12 protein-coding genes are annotated in these 13,458 nt (G+C 55.4%); all 12 read left to right on the top strand.

The window, feature by feature from the left end:
• Window positions 1-16: 16 nt before the first annotated feature.
• The gene (cpaB, locus tag ACUNV4_RS29545; protein ID WP_430882274.1) at window positions 17-862 is read left to right on the top strand and encodes a Flp pilus assembly protein CpaB; all 846 of its coding nucleotides are present in this window, start codon (window positions 17-19) and stop codon (window positions 860-862) included.
• Entirely contained in the window at window positions 862-2,496 is a 1,635-nt protein-coding gene (locus ACUNV4_RS29540; protein WP_430882273.1) for a type II and III secretion system protein family protein, read from the top strand. The genes cpaB and ACUNV4_RS29540 overlap by 1 nt, the downstream gene beginning before the upstream one ends.
• Window positions 2,497-2,515: 19 nt before the next feature.
• Window positions 2,516-4,618 carry an ATPase, T2SS/T4P/T4SS family gene (locus tag ACUNV4_RS29535; RefSeq protein ID WP_430882272.1) on the top strand — a complete coding sequence of 701 codons (2,103 nt, stop codon included), beginning with the start codon at window positions 2,516-2,518 and terminating at the stop codon, window positions 4,616-4,618.
• On the top strand, window positions 4,618-5,463 hold the full coding sequence (locus tag ACUNV4_RS29530; RefSeq protein WP_430882271.1) for a type II secretion system F family protein: 846 nt from the start codon (window positions 4,618-4,620) through the stop codon (window positions 5,461-5,463). The genes ACUNV4_RS29535 and ACUNV4_RS29530 overlap by 1 nt, the downstream gene beginning before the upstream one ends.
• The gene (locus ACUNV4_RS29525; protein WP_430882270.1) at window positions 5,460-6,374 is read left to right on the top strand and encodes a type II secretion system F family protein; all 915 of its coding nucleotides are present in this window, start codon (window positions 5,460-5,462) and stop codon (window positions 6,372-6,374) included. Before ACUNV4_RS29530 ends, ACUNV4_RS29525 begins: the two co-directional genes overlap by 4 nt.
• A 25-nt stretch (window positions 6,375-6,399) precedes the next feature.
• Window positions 6,400-7,029, top strand: a complete 630-nt coding sequence (locus ACUNV4_RS29520) for a hypothetical protein (RefSeq protein ID WP_430882269.1) — start codon at window positions 6,400-6,402, stop codon at window positions 7,027-7,029.
• Window positions 7,029-7,424: a DUF192 domain-containing protein gene (locus ACUNV4_RS29515; RefSeq protein ID WP_430882268.1), complete on the top strand. Its 396-nt coding sequence runs from the start codon at window positions 7,029-7,031 to the stop codon at window positions 7,422-7,424. Before ACUNV4_RS29520 ends, ACUNV4_RS29515 begins: the two co-directional genes overlap by 1 nt.
• Window positions 7,425-7,462: 38 nt before the next feature.
• Window positions 7,463-7,930 (top strand): tetratricopeptide repeat protein, encoded by a 468-nt coding sequence (locus ACUNV4_RS29510; RefSeq protein ID WP_430882267.1) that lies wholly within the window; start codon window positions 7,463-7,465, stop codon window positions 7,928-7,930.
• Between the two features lie 81 nt (window positions 7,931-8,011).
• Entirely contained in the window at window positions 8,012-8,950 is a 939-nt protein-coding gene (locus tag ACUNV4_RS29505) for a TadE family protein (protein ID WP_430882266.1), read from the top strand.
• Between the two features lie 223 nt (window positions 8,951-9,173).
• The gene (locus ACUNV4_RS29500) at window positions 9,174-10,094 is read left to right on the top strand and encodes a methylenetetrahydrofolate reductase (RefSeq protein WP_430882265.1); all 921 of its coding nucleotides are present in this window, start codon (window positions 9,174-9,176) and stop codon (window positions 10,092-10,094) included.
• A 259-nt stretch (window positions 10,095-10,353) separates the two neighbouring features.
• Entirely contained in the window at window positions 10,354-11,685 is a 1,332-nt protein-coding gene (rimO, locus tag ACUNV4_RS29495; RefSeq protein WP_430882264.1) for a 30S ribosomal protein S12 methylthiotransferase RimO, read from the top strand.
• A 1,142-nt stretch (window positions 11,686-12,827) separates the two neighbouring features.
• Window positions 12,828-13,184, top strand: coding sequence for an H-NS histone family protein (locus tag ACUNV4_RS29490; RefSeq protein ID WP_430882263.1), 357 nt, complete (start codon window positions 12,828-12,830; stop codon window positions 13,182-13,184).
• Window positions 13,185-13,458: the final 274 nt, after the last annotated feature.

Raw genomic sequence — 13,458 nt, 5'->3', positions numbered from 1 at the left:
GCCAATGATTGATCCAATGTCTCGTGGTACTCGCGTCAAGAGACGACCGGGTAAGCAGATTCTGATGTTCGTCTTGTCTCTGGCGCTGGGCGCGGGAGGTGTCTACTACTCCAGGCAATACATCGAAGAGCAGGTGTCCTATTACAAGGGGCAACTGGACAAGACCGAGCCCATGGTGGAAGTGGTTGTGCCTAATCGGGCCATGGTACGAGGGGAGATCCTGCTCTCCAGCGATCTGTCGGTACGTCAGATACCGGAAAAATACGCCGATACCAACTCCGTCAACGGCAGCAATTACGAGGTTGCCATTGGCCAGCGGATCGACTTCGATATCGATGAAGGACGGCCACTGCTATGGGCCCATCTGGAAGGCGGGCTGACCCCGACATTCAGCGGCAAGGTAGAGGATGGCTTGCGCGCGATGACGGTCAGGGTGGATGAAATCAATTCCATCTCCGGCTTTCTGCAACCCAGGGACAAGGTGGACCTGTTTCTGAGCTTCGGCGTCGGCGACAAGCAGCAGATTCTACCGCTGATTCAGCGTCTGAACGTCATTGCGACCGGCGTGCAGACGCTGGTGGACAAGTCCTCGGGTGGCAGCACTCGCAACTTTTCCACCATCACGGTTCATGTCAGTCCGGAAGATGGTCAGCGCATCACACTGGCACAGCAGTTCGGCAAACTCACGGCCATGTTGCGCAATCCGGATGACGAAGCGCCGGTGGATGAAGCGCCGATGACAGTCAGTCAACTGCTGAAGCTGGACACGCCTCCAGTCAAGTCTGCCCCCGCGCCTGTCAGCAGACCTCGGACTGTGTCGGAGAACAAGCCGGGTATCGAATTCATTATTGGAGGCCGTTGATGAAAGTCGTCATGACAAGCTGCGTGTGTCGCGTGCTGCTGTTCCCGGCCCTGCTGCTGGCCGGTCAACCCGCGTTGCAGGCGGACGCCAATGACGGCTGGTTCGAGGTCAGCCGACGTGTGGTGGAGACCAGCCTGACGCCATCAGTAGCTGGCAAGGGTGTGGATGCGATCGGAAGTGAAGATGATAGTGCAGGTGCCAGTGCTGCTGCCAATGCTGGTGCTACAGCGGCAATCGCAGATGATGCGCTGCTGCCAAGGAGATCGTCGAATGCACATGCGCGACTGTTGAACGATGGCTGGCAGGCGATACCCAGTATTCGCCACCCGGGATTGCAGGCGCGGGAAGTTGGTGACGTTCGCCCTGCGGTGGGAGATGGGTTGGCATCGGCGGCCGTTGCCACCACCACTGTGGGCCAATCCGTCACCAGCACGCCCGGCGCGTTGGCGGAAGACCCGCTGATCCTGTCTCGAGGAGAAATCCAGGAAATCAGCAGGCCACTTGCGACACTACCGACCAGGACGAGCGAAGAGGCACAGGAGTCTGGGCAGCAACGGCGAAATCGCCTGCCGGCATCCGCGGTCAGTACGGTCAACGTCGACATGTTCGCTGGTGAAGTCAAGGTGCTGGGCAAGGTCGATGTCAGCCGAGTGGCAATCGGCAATGGCGATATCATTCGAGCCGAAGTACTGCAGACCGGAGAACTCCTGGTCATCGGTGAAATGGAAGGCAGTACGTCACTGCGCTTGTGGCATAGCGACAAGACGCAGTCGGATTACAACATTCGCGTCAGCAGTTCCGATCCGGAAACCCGTGTGCGCATGGAAACCATGGTGCGCATGCGAGTTCGCATGATCGAGTTTCGCAAGAGCGCGCTGGGCAAGCTGGGAATCGACTGGAGTGACAGTGCCGCAGGTCCGGGATTTGCCATCGCAGGCGATGCGGTTGGCAACAATCTGTTTCGCTTGCCCGCCGAAGGTCTGTCCGGCAACCTTCCCAATACCATAAAGCCGTTTTCGACCTATTTTGGTGTGGCCTCAAGCATTACTTCCCGCATCAATTTCCTGGCCTCGACCGGGGATGCCACGACGCTGGCAGAACCGGTACTGAGCACGACCAATGGCGGTTCGGCTTCCTTCCTGGCAGGCGGTGAAGTCCCGTACCCCAGTGTGGGTGCCAACGGTCAGACCGTCGTTCAATTCAAGGAATACGGAATCAAGCTGAATGTGTCTCCACGCATCGATGCGCTCGGTAACGTACGTACCCTGGTGGAAACCGAAATCAGTCAGCTCGATCCGGCGGTCAGTGTTCAGGGAACTCCCGGTCTGCTGACACGGCGCGCCCAGACTCAGGTCAATGTGCGCTCGGGCGAAACCATTGTCATCTCCGGACTGCTCAGTGCAGAGAGCAGCAAGGATGTCGACAAACTGCCGGGCATTGGCAATCTGCCGGTCATCGGCAGCTTCTTTCGCTCGAAGAACGCCAGAAACGCCGTCAGCGAGCTCGTGATATTCGTCACCCCCGAAATCGTCGAACCGGAAGGGCATCTATTGAGTCAGCGTCAGCAGCAATTCCTCGATCGCTCGGAGCACCAGTTGAGTCAGGCGCATCGGCAGATTCGTCTACTGGACTAAAGGCAGCAGGAGCAAGGGAATGTTCGATTTCTACTACCAGCACGGCAAGAGCCGACGCAAGCTGTTTCAGGCCAAGGGGAGTCATTGTTCCATTGGCAGTGCCAGAAGCAATGACCTGATCATGGACACACGCCTGATCAGCAAGCGACACGCAGAATTGCGACTGGAGCACGATGGTCTGTACCTGCGCGACCTGGGCAGCCTCAGTGGTACCTGGGTCAATCGAGAGCGAATCGTGGAGCAGGGGCCCTTGTCGGAACTCGATGAAATCGAGATTGGTGATATCAGTGTCTCCATCAGAGGCATACGTGGAGACAGTCGATCCGCTGCGGGTCTGGACCCAGCCTTGCGCGGTGGCGAACGGTTTCACTCCACTGGCGCTGAATCCATGGCACGGCATCATGAGTCGAAAGGCAGCACGGTATCGGCCTCGGCACCCGGGCTGTTCGCAGCGAATCGGTCTGGCGTTGGCGGAACGGCATCAACCGCCAGGCTGACAGGAGAGCACGGTAGCAGCGCTGGTCTGCCACCATCGCCTGGCGGCAATCATGGAACGACCGAGGCTTCTCACCCTGTCGGTGGTCTTCATCGCAACGGTTCCGGTTCCTCGCCGCAGGGTGATGAGGAACACGGTTCAGGTGTCGCAGTTGCCGAGGAAGCAGGCAGGGCGCGGAGTGTGGCTGCGGTCGACACCGGTTCTGGGATATATGCGCCAGGCGATAATGCCAACAGAAATTCCATTGGCGATTCCACGGGCGATTCCGCTCGGGCAGATACTGCTCGGGCTGATTCCACTCGGGCAGATTCCTCTCATGAACAGACCGTTGCCGGCTTTGATCAGGCATTGGCCTACTGGGGCCGTGTGGTTCACGAGCAGCTTCTCTTCCAGATGGACTTGCGCCGCAAGGATGTCAACCGCATGTCCGATGATCAGCTGCGCAAGGAATCCAGCCAACTGATTGCCGAGATCATCGCCAGCCTGTCATCGCAGTTGCCGGAGACACTGGACAGGGATCGCCTGCAGCGCAATGTGCTGGATGAGTCTGTCGGTCTCGGGCCCGTGGAGCAGTTCCTGGATGATGAGTCGATCACCGAGATCATGGTGAACAATTATCAGGAGATCTTTGTCGAAAGAGCGGGCAAGCTGGAACGTTCTGCCGCGCATTTCAGTAGTGATGCCACCGTCTCGGCAGTCATCGAAAGAATCATCACTCCGCTGGGGCGGCGCATTGATGAAAGCAGCCCCATCGTCGATGCCCGGCTCAAGGATGGTTCACGTGTCAATGCTGTCATTCCCCCACTGGCATTGAAGGGACCCAGCCTGACGATACGCAAGTTTCCAAAGCACCGCATGCAGTTCTCGGATCTGGTGGCCTGTGATTCGGTCAGTGCCGCGATGGTTGAGTTTCTGCGAGTCTGTGTCGAGATGCGCAAGAACATCGTTGTTTCCGGTGGCACCGGCTCGGGTAAGACCACGCTGCTCAACGTGTTGTCAAACTTCATACCCGATACGGATCGCATCGTCACGATCGAGGATGCAGCCGAGTTGAAACTGGTGCAGCCCAACCTGGTGTCGCTGGAATCCAGACCGGCCAATCTGGAAGGCAAGGGTGAGGTGCCCATTCGGGATCTTGTCAGGAATTCCTTGCGAATGCGACCGGACCGGATTGTGGTGGGCGAGTGTCGTGGCGGGGAAGCCATTGACATGTTGCAGGCCATGAACACGGGTCATGATGGTTCGCTGACCACGATTCACGCCAACACACCACGGGATGTGCTGTCACGTCTGGAAGTTCTGGTGCTGATGGCCGGCATGGATCTACCCGTGACAGCCATTCGGGAACAGGTTGCCTCGGCAGTCGATCTGATCATCCAGCAGAGCCGGTTTCCCTGTGGCTCGCGCAAGATCACACGTATTACCGAAGTGGTTGGTGTGGAAAGTGGCACCGTGCAACTGCAGGACATCTTCCGGTTCGAGCAGCAAGGGGTGGATGAGTCCCGTCGAGTTCGAGGCTACTTTTCAGCCACCGGTGCCATACCCAGTTTTTATGAAGAGCTGCGAGAAATCGGCATCGATGTGGACCTGTCATTCTTCAGCCCGCGTGGGCAGGGAGGTCGTTGATGCTGTATGGCGTACTGGCCGTGCTCTTCATCAGTTTCACACTGGTTATCTACTACGGGCTGCATACAACCACCGAGGCGGTGGATCAATATTCACAGAAGTTCTCCGTCACGGCGGAATCGAACATGCGCAAACTGTTCCTGTTTGCCGACGCTCGCAAACTGTCGATGTGCTATATCGCGGCAATCGTTGTGGTGCCGCCACTGCTGTATGTCCTCGGGTTCGGTCTGGTGATTTCCTCGGCATCACTATTGATCCTGTTTTTGGCACCTCGCTGGTTGTTTGCTCGCCTGGCTGAGCGGCGCCGTGTCAGAATCAATCAGTCACTGCCGGATGCCTTGACGCAGATATCCGGTGCGATGCGCGCAGGATCCACCTTCACGATGGCCATGCAGTCCTATGTCGATGAAGAAACCGGTCCACTGGGGCAGGAGTTTTCGCTGTTGTTGCGGGAGCAGCGCGTCGGGGCGCGACTGGAGGATGCGTTGGACAGTCTGGCCGAACGTGTGCAGAGCGAGGAGATGGATCTGGTGGTGTCGGCGGCACTCATCGCCAATGATATCGGTGGCAATCTGGCGGAGATACTGCAAAGTCTTGCGGAGACGATTCGTCGCAAGCTGGAGATGGAAGGCAAGGTGGCATCCCTGACGGCTCAGGGACGTCTACAAGGCTTTGTGGTGTCAGCCTTGCCGTTCGCGATACTGGTGCCACTGACCTGGTTCGAGCCTGAAGCCACACTGCCGATTTTCAATTCCCTGCTGGGCTGGCTGTTCCTGACGGTGATTGTCTTCATGGTCTGTATCGGTGGTCTGATCATTCGCAAGATCGTCAATGTCGATATATGAACATACTCACCATCAGTCTGTTGTTCGGGGGCTTCATCGCCATCATTGTCTGGCAGGCCTATGCCATCTTCCGGCAGGTACCGGAGGAAGATCGGCATTTCATGGATCGACCCGCATTGGGTTTTCGTCTGGTATGGCCCTTGATCCTGGCACTGGTGTTCCATGCCGGGCAATTCATGTCGGACACCCAGGTTCAGCTGACCCTGGCCCGACTGAAACGTGCCGGCGTCGAATACAGTCTGTCACCTCAGCAATTTCTGGCATCCAAGGTGGTTGCGGCTGTGTTTTCAGGGCTGCTGGTAGCTCTGGCCGGTATGCACATTGGTGGAGCAAGCTACATCATGGGCTTCCTGGCAGCCATTGGTGGTTTCTTCTACCCCGAACTCTGGTTGCGAGAGCTGACACAGACGCGCTCGACCGCCATCCTGCGTACCCTGCCGTTCTATCTGGATGTCATCACCTTGTCGGTGGAGGCAGGAACCAATCTCACCGGTGGTTTGACACAGGCGGTACAGAAGACTGGCGACTCGCCCTTGAGACGCGAATTCAGTCGCGTACTACGAGACATTCGCTCGGGCAAGACGCGGGCAGATGCCTTGCGGGATCTGGCTGAGCGCACTGGAAGTCCGGCGGTCAACAATGTGGTAACCGGCCTGATTCAGGCAGAGAGAACAGGCTCGAGTCTGGGGCCGATATTGCGAGCGCAAGCCAATCAGTTGCGTAGTCAACGCTTTCAATTGGCCGAGAAAAAGGCCATGGAAGCACCGGTGAAACTGCTCGCGCCATTGATCATGTTCATCTTCCCGACGACAGCTCTGGTTATCGGATTCATTCTGCTCAGCAAGGCCATTCAGGAAGGACTGTTGACCTGGGGGCCATTGGTCTGGGCCTATACGTGGCCGGGGCAGTAACAAGGAGCTCTGAAGAAAATCACTCATGAAAACCATTTTCCCCGACACGCATCGCATGATCGACAGAAGCCCGGATTCGCGCCCATCCTTCATTACTGCAAGTCTGTTTGCTGCGTTGATACTGGCTGGTTGCAGCAATGACCTGGTACCGGCAGGAGCCAGGCTGACAATGACACCGGAAACTCACAGCACCATCATCCAGGAGTGGCAGGATGAGCAGGGTAATTGCCTGTTCCATCCTGACAATCATGTGGACATTCCATTGATCATGCAGCTCACCACGGCAGAGGGTTCGCCCATCGGGGAGGCGGAGCTGGCTGTCTACGCCGATTTTGCGGCCAACACGTTTACCGGGCTGCCGGTACTGGCCTTGTACGATGATCTGAATGGCAATGGCGTGGTCGATGCAGAGTCCGAGCTGATCAGCGGAGCAGAGGATGATATTGCACGGGTCAGAACCGGGCAGTGGACTGGGGCGCGGATGCTTTTGCTGCGAATCAATCTGTCATGCGCTTTCAAGGGCGAGATAGTCGCCCTTACCGGCGGAAGCAGTGCAAGAGCCGGTATTGAAGTCATTGCCGGCGATATCAACCGTCCGGACGAAGTTGATACCAAGAGACTTGATCACAACAACCACCATATGGAGACTGATTGATGCTTCCGGAAAGAGCCATGGAAAATCGAATCGATACCTACCTTGAAAACAAGGTGACATTGCGGCGATTGAGTGCACCGTTGTTGTATGCCTACGATGCCTGCACCTTCCTGAGACGTCTACGCGGTTTGCATGGCGTACCGCCGCTCGGTCCCACCGATGCATTGATCATCCGACCCTGCAAGGCGATACATACCTTCGGCTTGAGCGAGCGCATCGATGTCATCTTCATGAACCGGTACGGGGTCATTCTCAAACTGGCCACTGTTTCGCCGCGTCGGGCCATGTGGTGTTGGAAGGCTTCGGTGGTGGTCGAGATGGCGCATGGAACCGCCAGCCGGATCGGGCTCGGTGTGGGGCAGACCTTCGTGCCGAGCCGGGGGCGCTGGCGTTGATCCGACTGACGCGAACCGGGCTGCCGGCAATATGCCTGTTGTTCACGCTGGCCTCCATCAGCCTGCAATCCTGCGCGATACCGGCAAACCTGCGACACGAGCAAGCCACTGGCAGTAGTCGCGATCGTGCTCTGGGTCATGAGCAGGCGCAGGTGTTGTTCGCCAAGGTTGATCAGGCTGAATCGGCGTATCAGCAATCACAATGGCAGGATGCGGCGGCGCTCTATCAGGCGGTCCTCAAGCAATTGCCCGATGACCCGTACTTGTGGTTTCGTCTGGGCAATGCACTGACGCAACAGGGGCAGTATGACCAGGCCATCGAAGCCTTCGAGACGTCGATAAGACAGGATGCCAGGCAGGCAAAGCCCTGGTTCAACCTGTCCACCGCCCATCTGCTGGGTGCCCAGTTGGCCAGTCTGAAGGCCTGGCAGGCCATGGACCCCGGGGACCCTGGTCGACAGGCAGCCCAGCAACGCCTTGATGGAGTCACGCGGTTGCTGCAGTGATTCAGGACGTCGTGCAACTGCCTGCCTGTCAGACAGAGCCCGGCATCGTTATAACCGAATATCAGGAAAGGAGAATCAGCCATGGAAGGGAAACCAGCTGCCAGCAAACTGTCGATGAAACAGCGAGGAGCCACACTCGCAGAATTTGTCATTATCGCGCCGGTGGTTCTGATCATTGGCATGACCACCGTACAGGCCGGTCTGATCTATCATGGCAAGACGACACTGAACTACGCCACGTTCGAGGCTGCGCGTACCGGGGCTACCAATAATGCTCAATTTAGCCTCATGCGCCAGGAGCTGGGGTTGAGACTGGCACCACTGGAAGGCGGGGACGGTAGTGCGCAAGGAGCGGCGACTGCCATGGCCAAATCGTCGGCATCCGTCATGGATGCCTCCAGCACACGCATGAAGATCCTGAATCCGACAACCGCTGCGTTTGACGATTGGGGCATCAACAGCCGAGAGTCCGATCGTCGTGTGTTGCCCAACGTCCATTTGCGTCATCGCGAGCACCGCATAGGGGATTCTTCCGGTCTCAGCCTTCGCGATGCGAATCTGCTAAAGATCGAGGTCACACACGGTATGGACCTGGCAGTCCCCTTCGTCAATGCGCTGATCAGCCAGGCCATGCTGATGGTCGACCCGGAGAACGCTTCCTTTTACCGGCGGAACAAGTTCCCGATCAAGTCGGTCGCCACGGTCAGGATGCAGTCCGAAGCCTGGGAAGACGAGATCGTGCTGGCCAGTCTGCCACCGGTGACTGATGAAGAACCATCCGACGGCTCACTCGACACCAGTGAAGGCAGTACACCTGTCGGGAATGGCGACGACCCGGGAACGGGAGAAGGTGTTGAAGGCGGTGCGGGCGATGAGACTGCGCAATGCGACGGCGGTGAATTCGGGCTGGGGGAGAGTCCGGTATTGATGGACGCCTCCGACTATGCCGCCGACGGACAATGTCCGGCCACTGACCCGGTCTATGGGTCACCGGGAGGCGTTTCCAACCAGTGTGGGTGACTGTTCGTCGACGGGCTCTGGCAGAGCAGGCGCTGGGCAGCGTTTACCAGTTCCAACCATTGTGGGTGACCGTTTATTGACCTGCCTCTGGCAGAGGGGGCGCTGGACATCGCCATCGAGTTCCAATCATTTTGGGTGACTATTTCACGACTTACCCCTTGTGCTGCTCAGGTTTTTGTAGCAAGATGTCGACATATAAACATATGCTTATATGTGAAAACTCATGTCTCAGCTCTCCTTGTCGTTCGAATTCTTCCCGCCTCGCAGTGAGGCCCAGCAACGTCGCTTCTGGCAGACGCTCGGCTGCCTGCAGACACTGAATCCGGCTTATATATCAATGACCTGGGGAGCTCTGGGCTCGACTTCTCAGGCCAGTCTCGATGTGCTGGAACATCTGGTCAAGGATGCTACGGTGCCGGTCACGGCTCATTTGAGCTGTTCCGGACAGACTGAGGCGCAAATGTCCGTGATGATCGAACAGTTACGCGCGCTGGGAATTACACGTTTTCTGGCACTGCGCGGTGATAACAGCGCGACAGAGACGGATGCCGCAGCGAATGCAGGCAATGTCGCGAACACAACCCTCGGCACAGGGGCCGGAACGCAGGCAGGTGGTGAGCCGACGCTTGCACACGCGTCGGATCTGGTCAGACTGCTGGCCAGAGACACGTCACGAGATATCACGGTAGCGGCCTATCCCGAAGTCCACCCGGAAGCGCCTTCTGCAGACGCAGACCTGTTCCGCTTGAAGGAAAAGCTGGATGCCGGAGCATCACGCGCCATCACGCAGTTTTTCTTCGAAGCGGATACTTTCCTGCGATTTCGTGACCGGGCTGTGGGTATCGGTATTCAACAGACCCTCGTCCCCGGTATTCTGCCCATTCACGATATTCAGAAAGTGGCTGACTTTGGTAGTCGCTGTGGTGCGACAGTGCCTGATCATCTGTTTACCCGGTTTGCCAAGGCCGATTCGGCTGAATCCCGTCGCAGCGCGGCTGTGGAGCAATGCGTGGAGATGTGTCAGCGACTGCGTCGCGAGGGGGTCAGCGAATTCCATTTGTACACTCTGAATCAGGCCCCTCTGGCCTATAAGGTCAGCCGTGAATTGATGGGTAGACCGGTGAAGGAGACGGCTGCGGCCTGAGACTGAGCCAGCAGATAGGCAGATAGGCAGGACGTGGCACGCATTCCGGCAGAGCCGAAATTTTCCTCGTCAGTGGACCGGTTGGTAGAATGATGCACGCTGTGCCTTTCAATCTGCCCTGCCTGAATAGGTCCAAGTTCACGAGACTCGGCAAAGAGGTGACTGTGAGCGCCTCTGAAACGATATAGTTGACAATAACTCACTGGATCCGATGGAAACAGCCGTATAATGCGCGGCTTCCTCAGGTTGTACAGTCGTCATGTCCACGAACCCCAAAGTCGGTTTTGTCAGTCTTGGTTGTCCCAAGGCACTGGTAGATTCAGAACGCATTCTCACTCAGCTACGTACGGACGGCTATGACGTCGTACCCGATTATGAAGCTGCTGATCTGGTTGTGGTCAATACGTGTGGATTCATCGATAGCGCGGTGGCCGAGTCCATGGATGCCATTGGTGAGGCATTGGACGAAAATGGCAAAGTGATTGTCACGGGTTGTCTGGGTGTCAAGGCGGAAGATATTCAGGCCAAATACCCTAAAGTGCTGGCTGTGACTGGCCCGCAAGCCTATGAAGAAGTCGTTGGCGCGGTACATCAGCATTTACCGTACACCGCCAAACATGATCCGTTCATTGATCTGGTGCCGGCCCAAGGCATCAAACTGACCCCGCGACATTATGCCTACCTGAAGATTTCGGAAGGCTGTAACCATCGCTGCAGCTTCTGCATCATTCCTTCCATGCGCGGTGATCTGGTCAGTCGTGACATTGGTGACGTCATGGCAGAGGCGGAACGCCTGAAAAACGCAGGTGTTCGGGAATTGTTGATCATTTCGCAAGATACCAGTGCCTATGGCGTGGATATTCGTTACCGCACGGCTTTCTGGAATGGACGACCAATAAAGACTCGCATGAAGGAATTGTGTGAAGCTCTGGGCGAACTGGGAATATGGGTTCGACTTCATTATGTCTATCCCTATCCGCATGTCGACAATATCATTCCATTGATGGCCGAAGGCAAGATTCTGCCTTACCTGGATATTCCTTTTCAGCATGCCAGTCCGACTATTCTCAAAAGCATGAAACGTCCGGCTGCATCCGAAAATAACCTGACTCGTATCAAGGCCTGGCGAGAGATATGCCCCGAGCTGACCATTCGCAGTACGTTCATTGCCGGGTTCCCCGGTGAAACCGACGACGATTTTGAACAGTTACTGGATTTTCTGGACGAAGCGCAGCTGGATAGAGTGGGTTGCTTTGCCTATTCACCGGTAGAGGGTGCCAAGGCCAATGAGCTGGCCAACCCGGTACCCGAAGAGCTGAAGCAGGAACGCCTGCAGCGTTTCATGGAAAAGCAGGCAGCAATCAGCGCCCAGCGGCTGCAGAACAAGATCGGTACCCGCCAAGTGGTGTTACTGGACGAAGTGCAGCAGGAAAGCGCTATTGCACGCAGTTACAGCGACGCACCGGAAATCGACGGTGTGGTGCATATCGATGTCGACGATTATGAAATCGAAGCGGGCGATTTTATCGAAGTGGATATTACCGGTGCTGATGAGCATGATCTGTTTGGCAGGATCGTCGGCGAAGAGTAGATCAGGTCAAGATAGGAGGGTGAGCAGCCTTTCTTATCTGGCTTTATTAGAGGGCTGTTTTTTACCGCTCGGCAAATATTGACTACCAGTTCGCAATTCAAATGACTTTGGTTGTCAGGTTGAAAGTCCATTTCAAGCGTGTGTAACATTCGCCGCTTGATCTGCATAAAATGTTTTCAGCCAATAGATAGCAATAAGTGGCAATGTTTTCACCCATCGTGATGTTCAAGTGGAATCATGGCGCTTGCAAGCAGGCTGTGAATATGCAGATTGATCTGCAGATGTTCGCATTATTCTACGACCGATAATGCGCTGGAATTTCACGTTCGTCGTGCAAGTCTTCACGCGAACCAGGTTACTTTTAATGTCTGTAGCCCTTTATCGTAATCCCGCAGTCGCCGTTATAGACTGACGTTGTTCATGAAACAATGCGACTCTGCGCTCGGACGTGTGTGGGGGTTTCAACCCATCAACCCCCAAAGCTTATGTCGCGTCTGGCTGCTGACAGTGTCACTGTGAAACCCATGATGACGTCCAGTAGTGCGGCGACAGTTATCACCAGGAATGTCGTATTACCCAAACGTGGAAAAATCAGCAACTCTATCAAGCAGACGACAAATACGCACAACGAGAGTGCATGATCAATGAGAACGTGATTGGAGGTGCGTGTTGCCTTGAACGTTTCTATGTACAAGGCCAGAAAGCTCGACAAAATGAATATATCACTGACCGTTATGACGATTGCGCGTGTCGAGGGCAGGGTAAATTCAAGTGCGATGATGTTCAGTGGTGACGTCTGCTCCGTTCCTGACCACATGACAACATTCGCAGCCAGAAGTATGTATAGAAACAATGGTACTGACAGGATAAGTCTCATGCAGGGTGATGTTTAGTAGGGAGAAATTGGAATTATAGTCGTATCCGAAGATTCGAATAGCGATGGTTTACGAGTCTTCCCCGTTAAATAATGGTGCAGTTCCCGTAATACTGGTTCTTGAAAATCAATACTCACATTGATTTCATGAAATGATCGTGTGACATATTGAAATCATGGTGAATAGAGGATATTGTAAGGTTCCATAGTAAACCATGTCTCCAATAGGGGTTAAATCAGCATACATATGTCAGATAACTATTCATCCATGAGTCTCGACAAGCTTCGAAAGGAAAAGGCCAAGATCGAGAAGGCTATTTCTCTCCAGGAAGCGAAAGACAGGAAAGTGGCCATGGCCAAGGTAGTGGCCATTGCACGAGATTCCGGAATTGACCTGGCCGAGCTTGTTTCAGGTACGGCTCGCAAGGCACGTGCAAGCGTTTCCACGACGAAAACGACTGCAGTGCGTAAGAAGAAGAAAGTGGCAGCGAAACGCGGTAAAGTGCCTCCCAAGTACCGTAACCCAGCTGACGCAGATCAGACCTGGACTGGACGCGGTAAGCAACCAGTATGGGTACGTGAACACCTGGAAAGTGGTGGTACGTTGGAGTCAATTACTATTTGATTTACCGCTGATTGCCTTTGAATCTGGTGGAGCGCGGCTTGCGTTCTGCCAGATTTGGATATTGAACATTTGGATATTGAACAGCTGACCTGTTCAGCAAGCTCTGCGAGACGCTCTCAGCTCTGCCAGTGTTGTGAAACAAGCAATCAGCTAGTGGAAGCAAATCGCCTACGCAAAAATTGCTATGGCTACAATTTGAGGTATGGTTGAAAGTGGTGTCTGAGCAAGGTTGAAAAAAAGCGGCGTATCTGGTTGATTGGTAGTTACCAGACCA

It is taken from the genome of Granulosicoccus sp. 3-233 (assembly GCF_052681095.1).
This window is presented reverse-complemented; position numbering and strand designations above follow the sequence as displayed.

Bases quoted from the DNA above. Each gene is read 5' to 3' on its own strand.
- ACUNV4_RS29490 (WP_430882263.1), top strand. From the start codon at position 12,828: ATGAGTCTCGACAAGCTTCGAAAGGAAAAGGCCAAGATCGAGAAGGCT.
- rimO (WP_430882264.1), top strand. From the start codon at position 10,354: ATGTCCACGAACCCCAAAGTCGGTTTTGTCAGTCTTGGTTGTCCCAAG.
- ACUNV4_RS29505 (WP_430882266.1), top strand. From the start codon at position 8,012: ATGGAAGGGAAACCAGCTGCCAGCAAACTGTCGATGAAACAGCGAGGA.
- ACUNV4_RS29520 (WP_430882269.1), top strand. From the start codon at position 6,400: ATGAAAACCATTTTCCCCGACACGCATCGCATGATCGACAGAAGCCCG.
- ACUNV4_RS29500 (WP_430882265.1), top strand. From the start codon at position 9,174: ATGTCTCAGCTCTCCTTGTCGTTCGAATTCTTCCCGCCTCGCAGTGAG.
- ACUNV4_RS29525 (WP_430882270.1), top strand. From the start codon at position 5,460: ATGAACATACTCACCATCAGTCTGTTGTTCGGGGGCTTCATCGCCATC.
- ACUNV4_RS29530 (WP_430882271.1), top strand. From the start codon at position 4,618: ATGCTGTATGGCGTACTGGCCGTGCTCTTCATCAGTTTCACACTGGTT.
- cpaB (WP_430882274.1), top strand. From the start codon at position 17: ATGTCTCGTGGTACTCGCGTCAAGAGACGACCGGGTAAGCAGATTCTG.
- ACUNV4_RS29515 (WP_430882268.1), top strand. From the start codon at position 7,029: ATGCTTCCGGAAAGAGCCATGGAAAATCGAATCGATACCTACCTTGAA.
- ACUNV4_RS29535 (WP_430882272.1), top strand. From the start codon at position 2,516: ATGTTCGATTTCTACTACCAGCACGGCAAGAGCCGACGCAAGCTGTTT.
- ACUNV4_RS29540 (WP_430882273.1), top strand. From the start codon at position 862: ATGAAAGTCGTCATGACAAGCTGCGTGTGTCGCGTGCTGCTGTTCCCG.